At 39.4% G+C, this 23,584-nt stretch carries 26 protein-coding genes and 1 tRNA gene; 15 read left to right on the forward strand and 12 right to left on the reverse strand.

Translation table 11 applies throughout. From position 1 onward, the window contains the following. Positions 1-76: 76 nt before the first annotated feature. From OFN67_RS05465 to rpoD, 8 genes are all read right to left on the reverse strand, one after another. Positions 77-1,156, reverse strand: coding sequence for a DUF3137 domain-containing protein (locus tag OFN67_RS05465; protein ID WP_270868745.1), 1,080 nt, complete (start codon positions 1,154-1,156; stop codon positions 77-79). A 115-nt stretch (positions 1,157-1,271) separates the two neighbouring features. Next, positions 1,272-2,690 carry an Asp-tRNA(Asn)/Glu-tRNA(Gln) amidotransferase subunit GatB gene (gatB, locus tag OFN67_RS05470; RefSeq protein WP_270868744.1) on the reverse strand — a complete coding sequence of 473 codons (1,419 nt, stop codon included), beginning with the start codon at positions 2,688-2,690 and terminating at the stop codon, positions 1,272-1,274. A gap of 108 nt (positions 2,691-2,798) precedes the next feature. Then, positions 2,799-2,984: a hypothetical protein gene (locus OFN67_RS05475; protein WP_270868743.1), complete on the reverse strand. Its 186-nt coding sequence runs from the start codon at positions 2,982-2,984 to the stop codon at positions 2,799-2,801. Between the two features lie 25 nt (positions 2,985-3,009). Beyond that, positions 3,010-3,693, reverse strand: a complete 684-nt coding sequence (locus OFN67_RS05480; protein ID WP_270858236.1) for a F0F1 ATP synthase subunit A — start codon at positions 3,691-3,693, stop codon at positions 3,010-3,012. A gap of 78 nt (positions 3,694-3,771) precedes the next feature. Then, positions 3,772-5,106 carry a coproporphyrinogen III oxidase family protein gene (locus OFN67_RS05485; RefSeq protein ID WP_270868742.1) on the reverse strand — a complete coding sequence of 445 codons (1,335 nt, stop codon included), beginning with the start codon at positions 5,104-5,106 and terminating at the stop codon, positions 3,772-3,774. Between the two features lie 64 nt (positions 5,107-5,170). Continuing rightward, positions 5,171-5,509 (reverse strand): AzlD domain-containing protein, encoded by a 339-nt coding sequence (locus tag OFN67_RS05490; protein ID WP_270858234.1) that lies wholly within the window; start codon positions 5,507-5,509, stop codon positions 5,171-5,173. Positions 5,510-5,511: 2 nt separating this feature from the next. Next, a complete protein-coding gene (locus tag OFN67_RS05495) occupies positions 5,512-6,219 on the reverse strand; it encodes an AzlC family ABC transporter permease (RefSeq protein WP_270862019.1) in 708 nt (235 codons plus the stop codon). Positions 6,220-6,262: 43 nt separating this feature from the next. Next, on the reverse strand, positions 6,263-8,140 hold the full coding sequence (rpoD, locus tag OFN67_RS05500; protein ID WP_270868741.1) for an RNA polymerase sigma factor RpoD: 1,878 nt from the start codon (positions 8,138-8,140) through the stop codon (positions 6,263-6,265). A gap of 231 nt (positions 8,141-8,371) precedes the next feature. On the opposite strand from rpoD, the gene OFN67_RS05505 reads away from it, so the two are divergent. From OFN67_RS05505 to OFN67_RS05565, 13 genes are all read left to right on the forward strand, one after another. Then, positions 8,372-8,851, forward strand: coding sequence for a 3-isopropylmalate dehydratase small subunit (locus OFN67_RS05505; RefSeq protein WP_270868740.1), 480 nt, complete (start codon positions 8,372-8,374; stop codon positions 8,849-8,851). Between the two features lie 12 nt (positions 8,852-8,863). Continuing rightward, complete coding sequence (gene leuB / locus OFN67_RS05510) at positions 8,864-9,934, forward strand: 3-isopropylmalate dehydrogenase (RefSeq protein ID WP_270868739.1); 1,071 nt, start codon at positions 8,864-8,866, stop codon at positions 9,932-9,934. A gap of 12 nt (positions 9,935-9,946) precedes the next feature. After that, positions 9,947-10,192: a hypothetical protein gene (locus OFN67_RS05515; RefSeq protein ID WP_270865993.1), complete on the forward strand. Its 246-nt coding sequence runs from the start codon at positions 9,947-9,949 to the stop codon at positions 10,190-10,192. Then, entirely contained in the window at positions 10,182-10,601 is a 420-nt protein-coding gene (locus OFN67_RS05520; protein WP_270868738.1) for a CiaD-like domain-containing protein, read from the forward strand. The genes OFN67_RS05515 and OFN67_RS05520 overlap by 11 nt, the downstream gene beginning before the upstream one ends. Continuing rightward, positions 10,582-11,685 carry a CCA tRNA nucleotidyltransferase gene (locus OFN67_RS05525; protein WP_270868737.1) on the forward strand — a complete coding sequence of 368 codons (1,104 nt, stop codon included), beginning with the start codon at positions 10,582-10,584 and terminating at the stop codon, positions 11,683-11,685. The genes OFN67_RS05520 and OFN67_RS05525 overlap by 20 nt, the downstream gene beginning before the upstream one ends. Before the next feature lie 101 nt (positions 11,686-11,786). Next, complete coding sequence (locus tag OFN67_RS05530) at positions 11,787-12,782, forward strand: hypothetical protein (protein ID WP_270868736.1); 996 nt, start codon at positions 11,787-11,789, stop codon at positions 12,780-12,782. 278 nt (positions 12,783-13,060) lie between these two features. After that, the gene (locus OFN67_RS05535) at positions 13,061-13,549 is read left to right on the forward strand and encodes a tRNA (cytidine(34)-2'-O)-methyltransferase (protein ID WP_270868735.1); all 489 of its coding nucleotides are present in this window, start codon (positions 13,061-13,063) and stop codon (positions 13,547-13,549) included. After that, positions 13,537-14,883 (forward strand): endonuclease/exonuclease/phosphatase family protein, encoded by a 1,347-nt coding sequence (locus OFN67_RS05540; RefSeq protein WP_270868734.1) that lies wholly within the window; start codon positions 13,537-13,539, stop codon positions 14,881-14,883. Before OFN67_RS05535 ends, OFN67_RS05540 begins: the two co-directional genes overlap by 13 nt. Then, the gene (locus OFN67_RS05545; RefSeq protein ID WP_270868733.1) at positions 14,880-15,014 is read left to right on the forward strand and encodes a hypothetical protein; all 135 of its coding nucleotides are present in this window, start codon (positions 14,880-14,882) and stop codon (positions 15,012-15,014) included. The genes OFN67_RS05540 and OFN67_RS05545 overlap by 4 nt, the downstream gene beginning before the upstream one ends. Further along, positions 14,998-17,019, forward strand: a complete 2,022-nt coding sequence (gene glyS, locus OFN67_RS05550; protein ID WP_270866000.1) for a glycine--tRNA ligase subunit beta — start codon at positions 14,998-15,000, stop codon at positions 17,017-17,019. The genes OFN67_RS05545 and glyS overlap by 17 nt, the downstream gene beginning before the upstream one ends. A gap of 9 nt (positions 17,020-17,028) precedes the next feature. Then, positions 17,029-17,421 (forward strand): DUF4878 domain-containing protein, encoded by a 393-nt coding sequence (locus OFN67_RS05555; protein WP_270866001.1) that lies wholly within the window; start codon positions 17,029-17,031, stop codon positions 17,419-17,421. A gap of 16 nt (positions 17,422-17,437) precedes the next feature. Beyond that, positions 17,438-17,827 (forward strand): DUF4878 domain-containing protein, encoded by a 390-nt coding sequence (locus OFN67_RS05560; protein ID WP_270868732.1) that lies wholly within the window; start codon positions 17,438-17,440, stop codon positions 17,825-17,827. 3 nt (positions 17,828-17,830) lie between these two features. Beyond that, entirely contained in the window at positions 17,831-18,469 is a 639-nt protein-coding gene (locus OFN67_RS05565; RefSeq protein ID WP_270868731.1) for a YiiX/YebB-like N1pC/P60 family cysteine hydrolase, read from the forward strand. Positions 18,470-18,575: 106 nt separating this feature from the next. On the opposite strand, the gene OFN67_RS05570 is transcribed toward OFN67_RS05565, so the two are convergent. The 4 genes from OFN67_RS05570 to OFN67_RS05585 all read right to left on the reverse strand — a co-directional run bounded on the left by OFN67_RS05570 (position 18,576) and on the right by OFN67_RS05585 (position 21,772). Further along, positions 18,576-19,625, reverse strand: coding sequence for a cytochrome-c peroxidase (locus tag OFN67_RS05570; RefSeq protein WP_270858218.1), 1,050 nt, complete (start codon positions 19,623-19,625; stop codon positions 18,576-18,578). Between the two features lie 177 nt (positions 19,626-19,802). Continuing rightward, positions 19,803-20,522, reverse strand: coding sequence for a metallophosphoesterase family protein (locus OFN67_RS05575; RefSeq protein WP_270868730.1), 720 nt, complete (start codon positions 20,520-20,522; stop codon positions 19,803-19,805). Positions 20,523-20,721: 199 nt separating this feature from the next. Further along, a tRNA-Lys gene (locus OFN67_RS05580) sits at positions 20,722-20,797 on the reverse strand. A 165-nt stretch (positions 20,798-20,962) separates the two neighbouring features. Beyond that, a complete protein-coding gene (locus OFN67_RS05585; protein ID WP_270868729.1) occupies positions 20,963-21,772 on the reverse strand; it encodes a lipid-binding SYLF domain-containing protein in 810 nt (269 codons plus the stop codon). A gap of 110 nt (positions 21,773-21,882) precedes the next feature. Here OFN67_RS05585 and OFN67_RS05590 point away from each other — a divergent pair, with 110 nt between their 5' ends. Together OFN67_RS05590 and OFN67_RS05595 are read left to right on the forward strand one after the other, a co-directional pair. Further along, the gene (locus OFN67_RS05590) at positions 21,883-22,695 is read left to right on the forward strand and encodes a M23 family metallopeptidase (protein WP_270865123.1); all 813 of its coding nucleotides are present in this window, start codon (positions 21,883-21,885) and stop codon (positions 22,693-22,695) included. Beyond that, complete coding sequence (locus tag OFN67_RS05595; protein WP_270873544.1) at positions 22,688-23,566, forward strand: hypothetical protein; 879 nt, start codon at positions 22,688-22,690, stop codon at positions 23,564-23,566. The genes OFN67_RS05590 and OFN67_RS05595 overlap by 8 nt, the downstream gene beginning before the upstream one ends. The last annotated feature ends 18 nt before the right edge of the window (positions 23,567-23,584 follow it).

Consider the following 23,584-nt stretch of genomic DNA (forward strand, 5'->3'; position numbering starts at 1 on the left):
AAAAATAATCAAAATTTGGATTTTTTGTGAAAAATAAAGATTGAGAGTAATATTTATATTTGTGTGATAATTAAAGCTAAATTTTCCAAATTTTGGTGTTTAAATTTAGTATTTTTACTATCGATAAAAAATTTGCAAATTCTTTTATTATAGTTGTTGCTGTTTGAGTGGCGCTTATATCGATATTTGGCTCAAAACTATCTTTTTTGGTGTCAATAAAAATATAAATTTTGCTTTTGAAAAAACTTACTATGATAGGAGAATTAAAAATTTGTCTTAATTGTGTAAGTCGCTGCATAAAAGCGGGACTTAGAATATACATTGCATTTTGCACATCATTTGAATATACATCAAAGAATTTATTAAATTCTGTATCGTCCATAGTGATTTTATCGCTTACAAAACCATAATCTTGCAATTTATATTTTTTTGTTGTTATAAAAGTCGTGAATTTAACTTTTTTGTTAAATTCAGCATAAAAAAATACGCCAAAAGTAGAAAAATTTATACTATTATGCACCATTATATCGGATAGTTCAAATTCTATATTATCGATTTTCCCGCTGATTTTATCATCGCCACCCGAAATTTCTTTCGTGCCAAAAATTAGACTATTTCTTATAAATTTTAAATTGATATTTCCTTTGGTTTCATACTCATACCCTTCTTTTAAAAACATAGGCTTTAAATGTTTTAATTTAAATGCTTTTTTGTATTCTGCTATCTTATCGTTTTTTGCTAGGTTAAAAAACGCCAAATACGACACAAACATAGCAAATAAAGTAAGATATATCGCAGTAATATATGGAAAATCTACTTTGGTATATTGTGCTAACCCAAAAAATAATATATAAGGTAAAAATAAAAAAAACATTTCCTTCATTATTATAAATTTTCTTTCATCTCTTAGATATATATAAGTAAGAAATATTGCAAAAACTATGACAGAAATAACATCTATTGTAGGATTTATAGCAACGGTAATGTCAAATTTTTGATTTTGCTTATAAGCTAAGTTAAAAAATCCAAGCGCAAGCTGATTATAAGAAATAAGTATAATAGGGATTAACAATGTATATAAAAAATATTTTATTTTTAATTTATGAATTTCTTTTAAAATTTTTATTCTTAAATTTTCTAGTTCGTTAATATCCAAATTTTCTCACTTTGGTTTCAATTTAAAAAATTTCACGCTTTTAAGAGTGCTGCATTTATCGTGCGTGAGCGAAAAAGCGTGAAATTTTTAATTTAATCTGTTTAAGTCTGGGAATTTAGAGTTTCGCCTTCAAAAGCTCATTAACCTTTGCTGGATTAAACGCTCCCTTGCCTTCCTTCATAACCTGCCCTACAAAAAAGCCAAATAGCTTATCTTTTCCGCTTTTGTATTCTGCGACTTTGTCCGCGTTTGCGTTTAAAACTGCGTCGATTATAGCTATGATTGCGCCGTCATCGCTAACTTGTTTTAAGCCAAGTTTTTCGATTACGCTATCGACACTTTCATCATTTTCCATTAAGAAATCAAGCACCTCTTTTGCCGCTTTTTGGCTGATTGTGCCGTCTTCAATGCGGGTTAAAAGCTCGTTCATTTTCGCGCTATCAACAGGGCTGTTTTCGATAGTTACGCCGTTTTTAAGGCGGCCGTTGAGCTCGACATTTAGCCATGTTACGCATAGTTTTGGTTCGCGCCCTGCGTTAATCAAATCCTCGAAATACTTCGCATTTTCATAGGTTGAGATGATGACTTCCGCGTCCTTTGGTTTGATACCAAGCTTTTCGACATAGCGAACTTTTTTCTCATCAGGCAGTTCAGGGATATTTTGCCCCTCTTTCATCATCTCATCATTGACTATCACAGTTAGCAAATCAGGATCAGGGAAATAGCGATATTCTGCGCTATCTTCCTTGCTTCTCATTGATTTGGTTACAAATTTATTCGTATCAAAAAGTCTAGTTTCTTGATAAACTAGCTCGTCGTATTTGCCATCTTCCCAAGCTGAAATTTGGCGTCCAACTTCATATTCTATGGCTTTTTGGATAAATTTAAATGAATTTAAATTTTTAATTTCAACGCGAGTGTAGAGCTTATCATCGCCCTTTGGTCGAATGCTGACATTGACATCGCAGCGGAAAGAGCCCTCTTGCATATTTGCGTCGCTGATATTTAAAAAGCGCAAAATCGAGTGCAGTTTTTTCAGGTAAGCCACAGCCTCATCGCTAGAACGCATATCAGGCTCGCTTACGATTTCTAGTAGCGGCGTGCCAGTGCGGTTTAGATCGACTAGGCTTCTGCCGTTTTCGTGGCTGTTTTTACCCGCGTCCTCTTCTAGGTGCGCACGCGTGATACCTATGCGCTTTTGCGCTCCGTCGATATTGATAAAAAGCTCGCCGTTTTCGACGATAGGGATTGTAAATTGTGAAATTTGATACGCTTTTGGCAAATCAGGGTAGAAATAGTTTTTTCTATCGAAAATCGACTTGCGATTTATGGTCGCATTGACCGCGGTGCCAAAGCTTATGGCCTTGATAACAGCTGCTTTATTTAGCACAGGAAGTGCGCCCGGCAAGGCTAGGCAAGTAGGGCAAACATGGGTGTTTGCCTTATCTCCGAAGCTAGTGGCGCATGAGCAAAAAATCTTGGTTTTTGTATTTAATTGACAATGAACTTCAAGTCCGATTATGGTTTCAAACATAAATTTTACCTTTAAAACAAAATTCTGTGATTTTACTACTAATTAAATTTGAAATCGGTTAAATTTTGAAATTTCAGCCCAAAATTTGGCAAAATTTGAGGCTAAATTTTACTTTTTGTTTTCTAATTGCTCTTTTAGATCGAGCAAATCGACTAAAAGGCAGGTGATGATGACACACACGACCCCAGGAGCTGTGCAAAGTAGCAGAAATTTAAGACCTAAAAAATAAAATGCAGGATATGAAAAAAAGATAAACGCACCGACGAAAATCAGTCCGAACGATGCGCCTACCAAAAAGTATAAGAGATTTCGTTTAAAATTAATGCTCATCAACTACTACGGCGCCAGCTAGATAAACATAGCTAAGAACCATAAAAATGAAAGTTTGCAAAATCGCCATAAAGGTTAGTAGCGCATAAGGCACCATAGGCACGAGTGCAGGGAATAGCGTAAGCATAACCAAAAGGAACATATCATCACCCTTGATATTTCCGAAAAGACGGAAAGATAACGACACAACGCGTGCGAAGTGCGAGATAAGCTCGACGATAAACATAAATGGCGCAAGAGCCTTAACTGGACCCATGAAGTGTTTGAAATATCCCACGACGCCGTGCTCTCTAATACCCTCGAAATGGTAATAAAACCACACACAAAGTGTCAAAGAAAGTGTCAAATTTAGGCTAGAAGTAGGGGATTCAAAACCAGGAATTAGACCGATAATATTGCTTAAAAATACAACCAAACCAAGAGTTGCTACAAGTGGGAGATATTTTTTGGCTCTTTCTTCGCTACCCATTGTGTCCTTTCCGATAGATAAAACACCGCCGACATAAGCCTCGGCGATATTTTGCATACCGTGTGGGACGAGTTGAAGTGAGCGAGTAGAAAAAATCGCAATAGCTATAATGATAGCAACTACTAAAAAGAAATAAAATAGATAAATAAAAGTGTGGTCGTAAGTAAATAAACTACCAGCGAACAAGAATATGTCTTTTAACATAAATTACCTTTTGGGATTAAAATTTTGCGCACATTTTACCTTTTTAATCGTTAAATTTGGTTTAAAATTTGAGCGAATTTAAGCAATTTGTTGCGCATTTTGCACTTCTTCTTCCATAATCGCAATATGCTTTGCGTGCTTGATTTTAGCGTCATCTTTGAAGGTCGCTCTGACCTTATCCATGCCGGTGTAGAACTCCTTCATCAAAATCACGCAAAGATATTTTCCAAACTGCGTCGTGGTGATTTTACCGCCTTCCACGCGGATTGCGTTTGACAGCCTAAGTAGCGAGATTTCGCGCCCTAGCTCTTTGCGTAAATTTATGCCGTTTGCGCTCCGGAATTTTGCTATGTCAATCTCGCCGTTAAAAAGCTCGGTCAAAAATATATATTTTGCTCTCTCACTCTCGCTAAAATCGCATGTGGCAATCACTGTGCTTTTGCCCTCTTTGATACGAGCTGAATAATCGCTTAGGTTGAAAGCGTTTATCAAAAGTCTGCCGTCCAAAAAGCTAAACGCACCGCTTCCAATACCCAAATATTCGTGGTTTGCGCCCACATACTCATCAGCGATATTTGAGCTTTCTCTCGCAAACGCCCATGAGTTGTTTTTGTGCCACGAGCTAAATTCATCGCAGATTATTTTGTAAAATTCCTCTTCGTTATCCACACTGCTTATGCCTAAATTTCGTGCGATTTGATCGCGCATTAGAGGCGATTTCATCAGCGGATACATGGTGATTTGCTCTGGATTTACGGATTTTGCCATAGCGATGTCGTGGAGTAAATTCTCTTTTGTTTGAAATGGGAAATTAAAAATCAAATCAAGGCTTAAAATCGGCAACACCCCAACCGCCTTGCTTAGTTTTTCGCGCAAAACCTCGCCACTGCCGAATTTCTCATATCTCGCAGCCTTGCGCAAAATTTCATCATCGAAGCTCTGCACGCCCACGCTTAATCTATCGATTAGCCCACGAAACCTTGCTAGCGAGGCAGGGTCGATGTGGTTAGGGTCGCTTTCGCATGAAATTTCCTCGATATTAAAAAGTGATTTTGCAAGCTCCAATGTGCGTAAAAGCTCGTCCTCGTCGATTAAGGTTGTGCCGCCTCCGACATAAAGTGTTTTGAAATCATATCCTGCCTCTTTCGTGCGACGCATTTCTGTTCTAAGTGCGCTAAAATAGGCTTTGCAGGCGTCTTTGTCATAGGCGTATTTGTGAAAAGAGCAATATGGACAAAATGTGTGGCAAAACGGCACATGCATGTAGAGCATGTAGCTTTTATCTGGGTTTGGCTTTTTTTCTATATTTTGATCAGAAATGTCGATTCTAAGGGAATTATAAAGTGAATTTTGCATTGTTTTACTAGCATATTTTTTGGCAAAATTTTGGATAAAATTTGTGATTATTTGCATAAAGCTTAAACCTTCTTTAAAATAAAAAATTAACTTTTAAATTTAGCGAAATTTATCTTAAAATTCATATAAATCGCAGAAAAATCGTGTATAAAAGCGTCGGAACTGCGATTGTAATCAGCGAATTTCTAAATTTAGCGTGCGCCAAAAACGAGAGCGCCAAGCAAAACACAAGCCCGCAAATAGTGGCGAAAAATGCGGTATTTTCGCCATTTTCGCTAAATTTTGGAATCATAGTTTTTAGCGCATAAATCATAAGTACTATCATAATCACAAGCCCAGAGTTTTTTTGCAGATACACGAGCGTAGGGTTTTTGCTCTTTTTTTTAAAGAGCCAAAACGGCAAAAACCTCGTAAGCACGGTAGCTATGCTAGCCATTGCGATATATGCGAAAATCTCCATTGCTAGCCTCGCTCAAAAAATTTGCGAAATGCTAAAAGCGCAAAAATCGCGCAAAGCAGTGTGCCAAAAAGATAGTATTTCACAGGGAATACAAACAGCCCCGCAAACGCGCAAATAAGGCTAAAAATCAAAATTTTATGCTGTGGGTTTGATTTAAACATTTCGTAACTTAGCATCGCAAAAAGTGCCACAAGGCTAAATTCAACCCCGCTAAAATCGACATTTAAACTAGCTCCAAGGATCGATCCAATCGCTACACCGCTAATCCAATACGAGTGGTTAAAAACAGCCGTGAGATTATAAATCAGCCCCAGCTCGCGCGCTCTTTGCTCGCTAATGCCATTTTTGCGCTCATCATCGCTTAAAAAAACGCGAGTTTTAAGCAGGGCAAATGTCTCATCAGTAAGCGCATAAATGGGATAAATTTTGCGTGGGATTGCGCGCAGTTCGTCGATGAGCGACATTGTGTAGAAAAAATGGCGAAAATTTAGCAAAAACGAGATGATAAAGGTATCTATCAGCGAGGCGCCAGTTACGATAAACGCCACCAGCACGAACTCCACGCTCCCTGCATAGACTAGCACGCTAGTTATCATCATCACCCAAAACTCCAATCCCTGCGAAATGCCGTAAATTCCAAACGCGATTCCAAGCGGAATATAGCCTAACATAACCGGTATTGTGGATTTGAAAATTTCGAATTTGCTCATAAGACGGGGTAAAATTTCGCCCAAAAAGGGCGAAATTTAAATTTTAAGATTCAATGTAGGTTTTGAGTTTGCGACCGATTTTTGGGTGTTTTAACTTTTTGATCGCAGAACTTTCGATTTGGCGCACGCGCTCTCTGGTGATATTTAGCTCTTTGCCGATTTCTTCTAAGGTGCGGTCGCTCTCATCGTCTAATAACCCAAATCTCATGCGAATCACCGTGCGCTCGCGATCGTTTAACTGCTCTAAAATATCGTCGATTTGCTCTTTTAAATCTGATTTTAGGATTTGCTCGATTGGCGAGATTGAGTTTTTATCCTCGACAAAATCGCCGAATTTGCCGTCGTCTTCGTTGCCGATTGGCGCTTCTAGGCTGATTGGCTCTTTTGTGATTTTGATGACTTGCTTGACCTTATCCACGCTAAGTCCCACTTCCTCGGCGATGACATTGATATCTGGTTCTTTGCCACCTTCTTGGATATATTTGCGTGTGATTTTGTTTATGCGATTGATAGTTTCAATCATGTGGATTGGGATACGGATTGTGCGGGCTTGATCGGCGATTGCGCGCGATATGGCTTGGCGTATCCACCATGTGGCGTATGTAGAAAATTTGTATCCTCTGCGATATTCGAATTTATCCACAGCCTTCATAAGTCCGATATTTCCCTCTTGGATTAGATCCAAAAACGGCAATCCACGGTTTGTGTAGCGTTTGGCGATACTCACAACTAGGCGTAAATTTGACTTTGCCATGCGCGCTTTTGCGTTGTCGCTTATGCGTTTGCCACGCTTGATTTGCTCTAAAATTTCTTTTAGTCTCTCAGGCTCTAAGTTGAAGCTTTTTTTGCTTGCCTCTTTTGTCAAAAATAGCTTTTTGATATCCACATAAGTCGATACCATGGTTGCTTCTGGCACACGGGCGATGATATCTTCTTTGCTTAGTTTTGTTATGTCTTTTAGGATTTTTTCGTGGTTTTCACGAAGCTCTTGGCTAAACATTGGAAGCTTGTATTCTAGGCGTTTTAGCTCTTTGTCAAACCCTGCGTCGCTTTTAAGGGCTGTTTCCATTGATTTTACGATTTCGGTAATTAGCTTGCTAGTTGGACCCAAATCCATAAGCTTTTCTTTTAAAATTTTCTTTTTAAATGCCAAATTTAGCTTAGATAGTGTGTCGTTGCTATCTTTGATTTGTTCGGCGTTTTTTTCGGCAAATCTCATCCACTCTCTTTTGGCTTTGTCTAGGGCTTTGAAGCTTTCGATGACTTTTAGAGTGCGTTTGTCGTTTTTCTTAGGGGCTTTTTTGACCTCTTTTTCCTCATCTTCGCCCTCGCTCTCATCATCGCTAAAATCATCGTCGATGTCCTCGTCCTCAGCTCCCTCTTCGTCGCTATCATCAAAGCTTTTGAAAAGCTCTTTTACGCGGCGTTCGCGGTTGATTAAAGGCTCTTTGTAATCCAAAATAAAGTCGATTAGGTATGGCACAGAGCAAAACGCGTCGATGATGATATCCTCGCCAAGCTCGATTTTTTTGCTGATTTCTATTTCGCCGTCTTTGGTTAGAAGCGGGATTTGCCCCATTTCGCGCAGATACATACGCACTGGGCTATCAGAACGCGACCACTCCAAAAGCTCGACATCATTTGAGATATCAAAATCATCGTCCCAGCCCTCGTCAAGTAGCCTTTTTTGGGTAGCTTCTTTTAATTTTGCGTCCTCGATATTTCGGATTTTTGAAATTTCAGCAGCCGAAATAAGCTCCACATCGTATTTTTTGATAAGAGTTTCGATTTTTTTTACGACAGCTGTCTTTGGAGCTATATCGAAAAATTTAATCAATCTTTCAAAGGTTATGTAGCTTTTTTGGTTTTCTTCAAAAAATTGTTCAAGCGTAGAGTTAAGTTCTTTTGCTGATACTGCCATCAAATCTCCTTGTCTGCAAAAATAACCTTTAATTATACCCAAATTTTATAAAACAAAACTTAAACTTATAAAAAATTCCCAAATTTAGGGCAAAATTCCAAAATTTAAAATTTGGCTGAATTTTTAAAATTTTGCAAAATTCATACGCTGTTTTTTGGCTAAATTGATTTAAATTTAATCTAAGTTTTGCTAAAATCAAAAGTTTATTTTAAAACTGAAAAGGTGAAAATTATGGCAAAAGTATGGAAGTTTGCAGACAATATCGACACGGACATCATCATCGCGGCTAGATATTTGAATACATCTGATGCAGATGTGCTTGCAAAGCACATTATGGAGGACGCTGACAAGGATTTTTATAACAAAATTTCGCAAGGCGACATCATCGTAGCTGGTAAAAATTTTGGTTGCGGCAGCAGTAGAGAGCACGCTCCAATGGCGCTAAAAGCGGCAGGTATTTCGTGCGTAATCGCGAAAAATTTCGCTAGGATTTTTTATCGCAACAGCTTCAATATGGGGCTTTTGATTTTAGAGTGCGACCAAACTGATGAAATTGGCGAAGGCGATGAGCTAAAAATCGATTTGGATAAGGGAATAATCCAAAATTTGACCCAAAATACGCAGTATAAATTCGGCGCAATTCCACCATTTATGCAAAAACTGCTAAATGCAGGTGGCGCGATAAATTATGCGAAATCTCAAATGAAATAATTAAGGAAATTTATGAAAACTTATAATGTTTGCGTCATAAAAGGCGATGGAATCGGCCCTGAAATCGTGGAAGAAGCGGTTAAGGTTTTAGATAGTGTGAGCCATAAATTTGGCTTTGAGTTAAATTTCGACTACCATTTAATGGGCGGTTGCGCTGTCGATATTTTCGGCGTTCCGCTCCCTGATGAGACACTAAATGCCGCCAAAGCAAGCGACGCTGTGCTTTTTGGTGCGATTGGCGGGGCTAAATGGGACAATTTAGCGCGACATTTGCGCCCTGAAAGCGGACTTTTAAAACTTAGAAAAGAGCTTGGTGCGTTTGCAAACCTGCGCCCGGCAATCATTTTTGATGAATTAATCAACGCTTCCACTCTTAAACCAGAAACTGTCAAAGGCGTGGATATCTTGGTCGTGCGCGAGCTAACGGGCGGAATTTACTTCGGACAACCACGCGAAAAACACGAAAAAAGCGCATTTAACACTATGGTTTATAGCTACGAAGAGATCGAGCGAGTATCGAAAATCGCCTTTGAAGCGGCGATGAAACGGGGCAAAAAAATCACACTAGTCGATAAGGCGAATGTGCTAGAAACTAGCCAGCTTTGGCGCGAAGTAGTCGCGGAGGTGGCAAAATCATACCCAGAAGTCTCAATCGAGCAAATGTATGTCGATAACGCTGCAATGCAACTCGTGCGCGATCCTAAGCAGTTCGATGTGCTACTAACCGAGAATTTATTCGGCGATATTTTAAGTGATGAGGCGAGTATGATTTGTGGCTCGATTGGGTTGCTTCCGAGTGCTAGTATCGGTGGCAAGGTAGGAATCTACGAGCCGATTCACGGCTCTGCGCCTGATATCGCAGGTCAAGGAATTGCAAATCCGATCGCAACCATAATGAGTGCTGCGATGATGCTACGATACGCATTTAATGAGGCCGAAGCGGCGCAGTGTATCGAAAACGCCGTGAAATCGGTCTTGCGTGATGGATACCGCACCAAAGATATAGCGAAATTTGACGCCAAAGAGATCTGCTCAACAAGCGAAATTGGCTCTATTATCAGCGATTATACGCATAAATTTTAATCTGGGCGCAAAATGGGCGAAGCGATAGAAGAAATCCTAAAAATGGAGTGCGAGGGCGATTTTTACGGCGCTTTGGCGCTTGCGCGCACGCTCTTGCGCGTAGATCCAAACGATAGCGACGCTAGGGTGGCATTTGCCAGAGTGAGATTAAATCACAGGATAAAAAGCGGTGTAAATATGCAAATGAGCGAGATTTTCCTAAGTCCTGGTGGGCATAAAAATCGTGAGCTTAAAAGGTGGCTAATAAATGGATTATGAGAACGAATTTAACGATATCATTAACGCTGTAAAAAGCGAAATTAAGGCGCAAAAACAGGTGCAAAATTCGCAAAATTCTACCAGCGCGGTGAGTTTTGCTGAGTTTATCGAGCACTCAAACGATGAATTGAGTGCTGATTTAGACAGCGACGAGATTGCGCAAAATTTAGGCGATGATGATAGCTTGAATTTTAGCGAGATGAATTTTAATGCGCCTAAAAGCAAGGCTGGCGCAAATAGCGATGAGGTGGCGTTTTTAAGCGCGGTTAGAGAGCGGATATTGGTGCTTTTTGAGGGGCTAAATTCCTTCGATAGCGCAGATATCGAGGCTAGGGTCGAGCTGAATTTGAAATTTATGGAATTTTTACTTGCGAGTATCGAAAACAGACTTGAAAATCTATCAAAATAGCGATTTTATCGCTATTTTCGACCTTCTTAAAAAACATACAAAAAGAGCGTATTTCGTCGGCGGTTTCGTGCGCGATTTTTTCTTGGGGCGCGAAAGCGGCGACATCGACATCGAAGTTTATGATATAAATCCGCAAAAATTTAGCGAAATTATGGGCGAGCTTGGCGCACTTGGGACTGGAAAGCAGTTTTTCGTCTATAAATTTCACAATTTCGACATCGCTCTGCCTCGCACCGAAAACAAGGTCGGAGTGGGGCACAAAGCCTTTGAAGTAGCCCTTGCAAATGACGAAAAAATCGGTGCTAGGCGCAGGGATTTTACGATAAATTCGATGATGATAAATATTTTTAGTGGCGAGGTGCTGGATTTTTACGGCGGTTTAAATGATTTAAGGGCCCGAATTTTGCGCGTTGTCGATGAAAAAAGCTTCGTCGAAGATAGCCTAAGAGTGTATCGCGGGGTGCAGTTTGCGGCGCGGTTTGGCTTCGATATCGAGCCAAAAAGCTTGGAATTAATGCGCCAGATTGATACTTCTGATTTGAGTGTGGAGCGGATTTGCGCTGAGCTAATCAAGCTTTTTAGGGCTAAATTTCAGGGTTTGGGGCTTAAAATTTTACACGATTTGGGGCTGTTTGAGAAAATTTTTGGCGTGCAAATTTCGCGGGAGCGGTGCGCAAAAATCGCAAATTTTATCGATAATGGGCGAAAATTTGTAAGCGACGAGGCGTTTTTTTTATACGCTGTTTTAAATTTGTTAAGCTTAGACAAAAAGCAAATTTTAGAAAATTTAAAGCTAAATTCGCATTTTAAGCGCATTTTAATCGAGCCTTTTTATAAAAAAATTGATAATGAAAAATTAATGCAAATTTCACTGCAAATGCCGATAAATTCGTGGCTGGGTGCGTATAACCAAACTCGCGTAAATAGTGCTAAAAAACTTGGAATTTATGAGAAAAAATTTATTTCAAAAATAAAAAGCGAAGCCGTCATAAATGACGGATTTAAAGGCAAAGAAATCGCAAATGAAATCAAACGCCGTCAAAAAGATGAAATTAAAAAATATTTGGCAAATTTGAATTTGTAAATTTTATAAATTTGGGTTAAGTAAGGTATAGAAAATGATAAATTTGATAAAACAAAAATATGTGCAATTACTCACTATATATTAGCTTGGAAAGGTTTTAAATGAAAACAAAATATTTATTAAGCGTAGTTTTATGCTTATCTACCCCTATATTGACAATGGCAGAAAATGCTTCTACAAATAACCCATTAGAAGCCAAAGTAGTAAGTTATAAGCATGAAAAAGACTATGATGTCGAATTTGTGCAAACCAATCTACCCGCACTAAATAAAGAGTTAGAAAATTTATTTTGTAATTACGCTTTTGGTAACGAAAGCGATATGGAAGACTGCGAAAAAGAAGATATTCATCAGTCGATTGCATACGATTACAAATATAAAGATAACTATCGCTATTATTTCAGTCAAAATTACAAATATTTTAGTAAAAACAACAAACAATATTTCCAAGTTTGCGTTATGGAAGATGGAAATATGGTTGATTATTGCAAAATTTATGATATTACCAATCCAAAAAAAGCGGTTTTATTAGACCGAGAAAATATACCAATTATTGAAGGTATGGGAATTGATTCAAGATATTTTAATCACGGTGATGACAAATACTTTTTATCTTGTCTTAAAGGTTACGGAATTAATGATTGCGCTTTATATGATGTTAAAAATTCACAAAAACCTATTTTGCTAGGAAGCAATTTAACCGCTTATTTTTTAAATGAAGAACAAATCAATAAAATTGTAAGCTATTATTTGGCTTATGGCAATTATTTTAATTATGAACCGCCATTATCATGCAAAGAAGCGATTGCAAAATACGGCATTAGAGTAAATACAGGCAAAGACCGCTTTCCGGAAGAGGTTAAAAAACAATGCTCACCAGAAATAATTAAAGAGATAGATGAAATAGATAGACATACCCCTATATATGCAATAACTCTTTCCAAAAATGTCAAAACAGCCAAATTTCCTTATACGATCAATATTCTAACTTGGGAAACATGGCGTGGGCGTTGGGGACATGTTGATGTGCCGGATGAAAAAACGCTAGGAGAACTTATTCCGCAAGATTTGTGGGAAATATTTATGATGGAAAGATAAAAAAGTATTGTAGAGTGATATCCTTGCTGCCATAATGATTAATTATATGAGCGCAAATTCGCTTCAAAAGTAGGAAGCGAAGCCGTTATAAATGACGGATTTAAGGGCAAAGAAATCGCAAATGAAATCTGGCGCTGTCAAAAAGATGAGATAAGAGAAATTTTGAAGGCAAAATTTGATTAAATTTCGCGCTAAATTCAAAGAAAATTCCCGCAAAAAAGCGTAAATTTAGAGAGTTTTTAGTAAAATCATCGGTTTGAATTAATAAGGAAGGCTTGATGTTTAATATCGTTTTAGTAAATCCCGAAATCCACACAAACACAGGCTCGATTGGGCGCATGTGCGTGAATTGTGGCAGTAGATTGCACCTAATCAAACCGCTTGGTTTTGTCATTGATGATAAGCATTTGCGTAGAGCCGGGCTTGATTACTGGGCGAATTTGGATTTGAGAGTTTGGGAGAGCTGGGACGAATTTTACGCGGCAAACGAGGCGCACAAAGAGCGATTTTTCTTCGCTACAACCAAGACAAACAAGCTGTATTACGAGGCAAAATTTCAAAAAAATGATTTTATATTTTTTGGCGCAGAGGGTCACGGCTTGCCACTAGAAATCATGCGTATAAACCGAGATAATTGTATCACAATCCCTATGACTGCGCTTGGGCGAAGTCTAAATTTGGCCACGAGCGTGGGCATTATCACATACGAGGCGATTCGCCAAAATTTGGGCGAATTTGATTTTAGGAGCGAGATTTGCGAATTTTAGCCCTACTTTTTGTCGCACTCGCACTCTTTGGCGCAGAGCTGAAAATCGCCACTTACAATGTCGAAAACCTCTTTGACGGCGAAAACAACGGCAACGAATACGAGGATTTCCGCCTAGAATCAGGCAAATGGAACAAGACAAAATATAAAGAAAAATTAAATAAAATTGCGGGCGAAATTTTAGAGATAAACGCCGATATAATCGCACTTCAAGAGATTGAAAACGAAGGCGTTTTAAAGGCTTTGGCAAATAAAACGCAGTATAAATTTTATAAATTTTCAAACCCCAAATCAGCCCCAGCTGGCGTGGCGGTGCTATCAAAAATCCCGATAATTTCGAGCGAGTATTACCGCATGAGTAGTGTCAAAACTCGTGATATATTAAGAGCGGATTTTGAGTTTGAGGGGGCGAAATTTAGCGTGTATGCCCTGCACATGCTTTCTGCACGCAATCCTATCGGGGATAGAAAAAAGAGTTTTGATTTTTTAGCAAAAATTATAAAAAACAAAAAAAACAGCGTGATTTTGGGTGATTTTAACACCGGCATTGGCAAAAATTCGCTTTTAAACGAAATTTTGGGCGAGGGCAAATTTGTCGATTTGTGGAGCGATAATGTCTGCTTTGCAAATAAACTAATCGCGTGCAAATCCCATGATAGCGGGGCTTTGCTAGATCATATTTTACTTAGCGATGATTTTTTTGGCAAGGCAAAATTTGGCTATAAAAAAGGCTCGTTTAAGGCCGAAAGCGTGGCACAAAGCTCCGATCATATCGCGCTTAGCTTTATTTTAAGCAGTGAAAAAATTTCGCCAAACAAACCCAAAAGTTTAGCCGTGCAAAGCCCAAATTTAGAGTTAAAAGAGGCGCAAATTTCTGAAATTTACGGCGATGTAAATTCTGCCCCATTTATCCTAAAAAACGCAGTCATAACCTACACCGACAAGCACGGAAGCGCGATTTCGCAAGGTAGCAAGGGCGTGTTTGTGTATGGGCTAAGTGGCGTTAGCGTGGGCGATAGGCTAGATCTTGCCGTGCAAAAAGCCAAAATTTATAGGAAAAAATTCGAGCTTAGCGAGGCAAAAATCCTCAAAAACCACGGAAATATCGGCAGTATCGAAAAATACACGCTAAAAGAGATTAACTATCACACCCTCTCTCCGGGCGATGTCGTAGCGCAAATTTGGGGCGATGTGACGGACGGGCAAATCGTGGTAAATGGGCGAAAATATAAAATTTATTCCAAAAAAGGCAAAATCAAAAATCAAAAAAACGCAAAATTTAACAACGCGTATTTTACGATTTATGATGAGCAAAAGGAGTTTATAGTTCAATGATACATCTGCTTATGATGACCGCATTTGTGCTGTTTATGGCGTTTTTGGTCATCGGCTTTAACAAACAAATGATAGAAAAAAATAATAAACGAAATCAAAAAAAGGAAGAAAAAAATGAAATTACTTATTGAAATTGGAGTCGAAGAACTCCCAGCGATCCCGTTTTTGAAGGAATACAAAAACATTGCGCCAAAATGGAGTGCGGTTTTGGAAAAATACCGATTGCAAAGCGAATTTAGCTTCGAATTTACCCCTCGCAGATTTGTCATCTGCCACGAAAATTTCGCTAGCACACAAAGCGACAGCCTCATCGTCCAAACCGGCGCGCCAAAATCAGTCGCCCTAAAAGACGGCGCATGGAGTAAGGCTGCGCTAAGCTTTGCTAGCAAATGTGGAATTAGCGAGAGTGAATTGAAATTCAAAGAAATTGATGGCAAAGAGGTGCTGTATTTCGAGAGCGTGCAAAAAGGCGAGCCTAGCAAAAGCGTGCTAGGTGCGATGATTGAGGAGTTTTTGGGTAGTTTAAATTTCGGTAGAGCTATGCGCTGGGGCGAGGGCAAATTCGAGTTTATCCGCCCACTTCGAAGTGTGGCTTGCTTGCTAGGAAATGATAGCGTGGAGTTTGAAATTTACGGCGTAAAAAGCGAGCTAGCGTTTTTCCCACACAGAAGCTTTGGGTATGAAAAGGTCAAATTTACTAGCGCAGAGGAATACTTTGCGCTTTTGGAAAAACACGGCGTGATTTTAAGCGCACAAAAACGCAAAGAAAAAATCCTAGCCGAATTTAAAGAAATCGAGAGCGCAAATGGCGTTACAATCGAAATCGACGAGGATTTGCTAAGCGAGGTTGTCGCCATTACCGAGCACCCAACCGCGCTACTTGGCAGTTTCGAGGCTGAGTTTTTGGCAGTGCCAAAAGAGGTAATCATCACTTCGATGAAGGAAAATCAACGCTATTTCCCAGTTTTCAAAAATGGCAAGCTAAGTAATCATTTCGTCGTCGCAAGCAACGCAATCACCGATGATAACAGCCTAATCGTGCGTGGAAACGAGAAAGTTTTGCGAGCAAGACTGAGCGATGCGATGTTTTTTTGGCAAAGCGATCTAAAATCGGGGCTAAATCCAGAAAAACTAAAAAGCGTTTCGTATCTAAGCGGGCTTGGCTCGATTTATGATAAGCAAGTCCGCGAAATCTCTGTCGCAAAAGAGATTGCTAAATTTTGGGATAAAGAGTTAAAAGCCGAGTTTGGTGGGGATTATACTAGCGCGCTAGAAGAGGCGATAATGCTTAGCAAGGCGGATTTACTTAGCACTATGGTGGGCGAATTCAGCGAGCTTCAAGGCATTATGGGAAGCTACTACGCTGCGCATGCGGGCAAAGACAAGCTAATCTCGCGCGCGATTTATGAGCAATACCTGCCAAATTCCGAGGACAGTGAGCTTCCTGCTGGCGTGTTTTCGTCGCTCGTGGCGGTTGCTACGAAATTTGAAAGCCTAGCAGGTCTATTTAGCATAAATAAAATTCCAAGCGGAAACAAAGACCCTTACGCACTGCGTCGCGCGGCCGCTGGAATTATCAAAATCGTGCAAAATTTGGGGCTAAATTTGGATTTGGGGGCGCTAGTTAAAAATGTAGCGGTGCAATATTCTGGGCTTGATAGCGATAAATTGTTGGATTTTATCAAAGATAGACTTTATGCTATTTACGATGTCAATCCATCTATTATAAAAGCGTGCCTAAACAGCGGCGAAGATGATATAAAGGCTCTTGGTAGCGCGATTATGGCGCTGGATAAAATTTCAAAAGATGATAAATTTAAGGATAATTTCGACACCTTCAAACGCCTATCAAATATCATAAAAGATGAAAAAATCGGTGCTGTCGATGAAGCGCTTTTCCAAAATGAAGCTGAGAGCGAGCTAAATTCGGCGTTTAAGGCGATTAGCGTGAGCCAAAACGAGCCTGAGAGCTACCTAAATGCGCTTTTTGGCTTGAAAGATAAAATCGATATGTTTTTTGAAAAAGTAATGATAAATGTAGATGACAAGGCTATCAGGGCAAACCGCATTGCAAATGTAGGTCAAATCTACAATGCGTTCAAAAAAATCGCCGATATTAAAGAAATCAGTTTTTAAGGAGAGAGTATGAAAAGGTTAATTTTAGCGTTTTTTGCTATGTTTTTTCTAATCGGTTGTGGTGGCGGTAGTGTCGATGATACGGTAAAGGGCTTTTTGGAAGCAGGGTATGCTGGCGATACAAAAACAGCCGCAAGCCTTATTTATCTTAGCAAAGAAGATATGCAAGATGAAAGTGTCAAGCCTGCATTAGAGGGCAAAGTGGGTATGTTGGTAGGCGAGGCTATGCAAGTAGCCAAAAAACATAACGGTCTAAAATCGATTGAAATCGTAGATAAAAATCTCGGCGAGGATGTCGGCACGGTGAAAGTGCGGATAGTTTTTAAAGATGGCAAAACGATAGATGATATGATGAAAGTGCGCAAAAATCACAAAGGCGAGTGGAAGGTGAATATTTTCTAAATTTTAAGGAGTAGCGATGAAAAGGTTATTTTCAGCGATTATAATGTTAGTTTTTGTGGGTTGTGGCGAAGGTCCTGAGGAAGTGGTGAAAAGCTATGTCGATTCGGTAGGGTGCAAAGGAGATATCGAAAAAGGCGCGAGCCTAGTGTATCTAAGCGAAAGCCAAATGAAAGACGAGGCCACAAAGCGCAAGGTAGAGAGCAAGCTAGACTCGATGTCAGGCACCACCACAAGAGACGCTATGAGGCGCGGAGGGTGCAAAACAATCGAAATCACCGATAAAAATATCGGCAAAGACGCTGGCAGAATGAAGGTCAAAATCACCTTTGGCGACGGCACTACCGAAGAACTTGACGCCAGGGTGCGCAAAAATCATCAAGGCGATTGGAAGGTAGTATGGCGATAGTTTATGAAATTTAAAATTTCGTTTTTTATTTTTTTGGGATTTGCGCTTTTTTTGGCGGTGCAAATCCCGCAAATCCGCCAAAATTTACCGCAATTTTTCCAAGATAAAAGCTTAAAATTTCAAACCCTAAATTTGCAAAATTTAACAAATTTGCCAAATTTAGCGCCCGGCGATCTGGTTTTTCGCCTAGGCGATGAGTTTGATAGCTTGCTAATCGCGCAAATGAGCGAGTGGAAGTATTCGCATGTGGGGGTAGTGATAGATACTGCGCCGACACAAATCCTGCACGCAATCAGCGATGAGCGATACGCTCAAAACAGCGTCGTGATAAGCTCGCTAGATGAGTTTGTATCTCGTGCGCGTAAATTTGGCGTAGCAAGGATAAATTTTTTAAGCGCACAAGAGAAGCGAAATTTGATAAATTCGCTAAATTTGCGCGTTGGCGAGGAGTTTGTTTTGGCAAAATCGACTGAGCCAAATTTGTATTGCACCACGCTAATCGAGCATGAAATCGCGCAAATTTATCCAAATTTCACCCCCGCTTACACCTATATTGACGCGCCGTTTTTTCGTGGCGAGTATCTATTCCCGCGCGCACTTGCTGAATTTAATGGCACCCAGATGATTTACGAGAGCGAGTGAAAATTCGCCATGAATTTCGCTGTGAAATTTAGTGAGAAAATTCGGGCATAAAAAAAGCTTGCCAAATTTGGCAAGCTTTGTGTGTCCGACGAGAATTTATAAAACCTTAGTAATCTAACTCTGGTTTTGGAGTAGCATCTGTTCTAGCTGGCAATACTGGGTATTTTAGAGCTGCATCAGGTAGTTTTCCGCTTAGAGCGTTGAAGAAAGTAACGATTTTGTTTGCTTCATCATCGCTGATTTCGATACCAAGTTGAACGCTACCCATTGCTTTAACAGCGTCTTTTAGTGACCAGATTGCGCCATTGTGGAAATATGGTGCAGTATCTACGATATTTCTTAGAACTGGTGCTTTAACCATACCGTTAGCATCGCCTTTGAAATCGCCAACATTAGCGAATTCGTATTTGCCTGCTACTTCGAACGGTTGCATTGTGCCGCCTAGGTTGATTCCGTTGTGGCAAGATACACAACCTTTATCGATAAATGTTTTTAGACCCTCTTTTTCGGCGTCAGTTAGGGCTTTTGAGTCGCCGTTTAAGAACTCATCATATCTTGATGGAGTTACAAGTGTTCTTTCGAAAATTCCCACTGTTGTAGCGAATAGATCGAAAGTGATTTTTGTATCTTTGCCATAAGCATCTTGGAATTCTTTAACATAGCCTGGGATTGAGTTAAGTAGTTTTTCTACGCTCTCAGGAGTTGCAGCCATTTCAGGAGCAGCTGTTGCTGGACCTGCTGCTTGCTCAGCTAGGTGAGCTGCACGACCATCCCAGAATTGCGCTGAGTTGAACACTGAGTTTAGTGTTGTAGGCGCATTGATATGGTGTGGGTTTGGAGTCCATTTGTGACCTGTTGAAGCTGGAACGCCGTCAGTTCCGCCGATTGCTAGGTTGTGGCAGGTATTACAGCTGATGATTCCACTTCTTGAAATTCTTGGGTCAAAATATAATTTTTTACCAAGTTCAACTCTTTTGTCAGTTGTTGGGAAATCTTTTGCATCTGGTGCTGCACTCTCTGCAAGTTTTGCGATTTCAGCAGCAGTTTTAGGTAGTGCTTGTAGGCCACTATCTTTTGCAAGTTTTGCCAAATCGTCAGCTGCGAATACTGAGCTAGCAACAACCACTGAACTAAGTAATAAAAACTTAACTTTCATTTTCCTCTCCTTTAAAAAAATGTAAATGGATTTTAAAATTTATTAAATAAAAAGTTACTTAAAAATTTAAGCGAAATAATAAAAATTCTTAAAAAAAAAAAAGATATAATTTATCGCAAAAAGGTGCTAGAACATAAAAAAATTACAAAATTTTATTAATTTAAGTTTTTTTTAAATTTAAAGCCGAATTTCTTCGATTTCTTGATAAATCACCCGAAATTTATCATCGATTTTAAAATCCTCGTGAAAATGCCCAAAATACCACTTTTTGAACTCTATTTTGTCGTAAAAATCCTGCAAAATTTTCGAATTTATATCATCAATTTTCGCCGCCATTGATAGTTTTATCACACGCGGTATGACAAATCTAGGACAGGTGTGCGTGATAATGATATCGACATTAAAGCTGTGTTTTGCGAGGTTTGCGTTCGCTTCGCAGATATCAGCCTGGCTTATCATTTCGTCCTCCCACCACGAAACCCCAAGCTCTCGCATATCTCTATCGATACTAAGCGCGCCACCCATGGTGAAAATTTTGCGCCCTGCGATTTCATAGACTTGCCCCCTCATTAAATGATACACGCTCTGGCTGATTTTATGCACTTTGCCACCAGCAAATTCGCTGATTTCATAGGCGTTTAATCGGTCGAAATTTTCATGGTTGCCGTCGATGAAAAGCGTGGTAAATTTACGCTCATTGAAGTATTTTAGCCACTGCTCCTCGCGCGCGTCGCTTTGAAACATATTCCAAACAAAGCCAAAATCCCCAGCGATGATTAAAAAATCATCTTTGCAAAGCGCACTTTCGAATTTTTCGAACTTCTTAAATCGTGCCATTTCGCCGCTAAATCCACGCCAGCCGCCGTGTGTATCGCCTGTGATAAAAATTCTATTCATTGCCTGCCTTTTTAAATTTTTGTTTGATTTTTTGCTTTTGCGATATTTATTTTATGCGCAAAATCCAAAATTTATGGAATTTTCGTTATGTTTTAAATTTTGTATTTACCAAAATACTGACCCAAAAAACGATTACAACTATAAAATTGAAATTTTTGTATTTTATCGGAAACGAAATAAAGCTCAAAGGAAAATTTGGTGGTGTCCCGTGCAGGCTTCGAACCTGCGGCCCTCTGATTAAGAGTCAGATGCTCTACCAACTGAGCTAACGAGACACGAACTTGTATTTTATTCATATATATATAAAAAATAGGTTAAATTTGGCAGAATTTTCGAAAATTTGATTAAATTTAAACGATTTGTTGTTTAGTGTGAAATTTCATAGATAAATTTAATGGATAAATTTTAGGCTCCCTTAGCGAGAGCCTAAATTTGAGAAATTATTTTTTTGTTTGAGTTTTGCTTGCTTTTGCGCCTTTTTTGTAAGGGCGGTCAGAAACGATTGGTTTGCCATCAGCGTATTTTTTCTCGATTTTTGCAAACTCATAATTTGCGCCTACATTTTTACCTGAGGCAACATTGCCCATTGTTAGGTATTTATAAAGAACATCTTTTAGGTTTTTAGTGTGTTCTGTATTGCGTGGAGAATCGTTTAAAATATCCTCGTAAGCGTAAATTCTCTCATAATAATCGTTTGTTAGTTGATCATCGATTGTGATGCGACCGCTATCGATTGTTACGCCAGCATACAAGCCTGTTTGCTCGCCTGGGGTTGCAATCCATGCTGAAATATCAGGTAAATCAGTAGCGCGACCAGCTTTCGCACCGTGTCCGCCAAATGCTGCACCAGCGCTTACTTCTAGTGTATCAGCACCTGTGAATACATCTTGGTAAGATTTAGTTGTGTGGAAAAGTAGCACAACATCGCTTGTCTCGTATCCTGCTTGGATACCTACGCCAAAGCCTTTGTATTTGATGAAAATCGGAGCACTCCATGTGCCATCAGCATTTTTTACGCTAAAAATTCCATCGCCGTATTGGATAGAAGCGCCAGCTGCTAGGCGTTTGACATCTGTTAGAATTGCTACTGCTTTTGCGCCTTGTAGATATTTTTGATCTACATGGAAACCGCTAGATGCGCCAAATGATCTCATAACATTAGTCGCTGCGATGACTTCTTGATTTGCTACGACATCAGCGTGCAAAAAACTAGAAACTACAAATGAAGCAATTAATAAAAATTTTTTCATATGTTTAATCCTTTTAAAATAGAAATTTAGTTATTATAACAGCAATTTCATTTTTTTTAGCTAATTTTTAACAAAAAATTGATGAAAAATAACAAATTTTTGGGAAAATAATGAAAATTTTGGCGATTTTAGCATTATGTGCGGTTAAAATTTTTGCTTTATCGATAGTAAATGGTGAAGCAATTGTTTTGAAATTTAACAAAAACACGAGTGAAATTTTAGCAAATGGCAAAAAAATTCCCCTCGTAAATTCACTGGGTAGTGATGAAAAAATTGCAATCATCGCTGCAAATTACAGAGCCAAAAACGATATCAAACTCAAAATCACCCAAGATGGCAAAACCACAACCGAGATTATAAATTTAATCAAAGGCGATTACAAAAGCGAGGCATTTTCCGTCGCTCCGTCTAAGGTAAAACCGCCAAAAGAGGCCAAAGCTCGCATAGAGCGCGAACTAGCCGAAGCAAACAAAATTTACGCTAAAACTACGCCAAAAATTTTATTACAAAAACCTTTTTTATTACCTTCAAATGCTAAAATTACATCCGCATTTGGCAATGCGCGCACCTTTAATGGCGAGCTGAAAAGCTACCACTCGGGCACGGATTACCGCGCTGCTATGGGCACAGATGTGCATAGCGTGGGCGAAGGCGTGGTCGTGATAGCAAAGGACAGATATTACGCTGGTGGTTCCGTGGTGATAGACCATGGTGCTGGCGTGTATTCGCAGTATTATCATTTAAGTAAAATTTTGGTAAAAGTAGGTGATAAAATAGGCGGTGGCGATAAGCTAGGGCTAAGCGGTGCTAGCGGGCGCGTGAGTGGGCCACATTTGCACTTTGGGATTGCTATAAATGGTGTGAGTGTGAATCCTTTGGATTTTATAAATAAATTTAATAAAGTGGTGTTTGAAAATGAGTGAAAACAAAAAATTAACCCCAAAAGAGTTGATAAAAGAGTTGATCGAAGGTAGCGAATATACGCTCAAAGACTCGGTAAAAGGGCGCGTGCGCATAGTAGGGCGAGATAAAAAAATCATAAATTTCCTCCCAAGACAATTTGGCGTAGAGAGCCTCAATGACAAAATGAGCCTAAGCCCAGAGCAAATCGAAAAAATCAAGGCAAATTTCTTATCTATTTTGCGCGAGGGGGCAAAACCAGCCACGAGTGCCGGAATCACTGGCGAGGCTAGCATGGAGCAGGATTTGCAAAGTGCTACAAAAAAATCGGTCAAAAGCAAGCCGAAATTTAACCTAGCGTCTAAAAATAAAACCTTGCAAGAAATTTACGAGGGCTCGAAAACTGCTGCTGCTAAGTCGCAGAGCAAAAGCGCGCAGTATTTCACGCCAGTAGCCGTGCGCAAGAAAAACACAAAAATCCCGTGCAAGGTGAGAATTTCGTTTTTGCGCAAAAGTTGCAGTGACGAAAAATTAGGAATCTTAGCTAGGGTGAAAATTCCGCTTTTAATGGAAAATTTCGGACTAAATGATGTCATAAACTCATCTGAACACGCGCAAATGGCGAAAAAAATGGTTCGCACAATCGCGAATTTGTATGTCGCCAAAGATTTGCGTGGCGTGCGTATAGAGGGCCCTGTGTGCCTATCTATGGGCTTTAAAAGTCAAATGGCAGATATCAGCAACCACGCCTTTGTTTTCAAACTCATCGAGGATACTTTGGTAAATAATCGCGTCATCACAGACGATAACGCTAGCGTCGTCAAAGAGATAAAAATGTATAAACAAGACGAATTTGATGGCGTTTTGGTCGATATTTTAAAGACAGATAGATAACCGCTTCAAAATTTAATC

It is taken from the genome of Campylobacter sp. JMF_11 EL3, assembly GCF_027736965.1.
Taxonomy (GTDB): domain Bacteria; phylum Campylobacterota; class Campylobacteria; order Campylobacterales; family Campylobacteraceae; genus Campylobacter_B.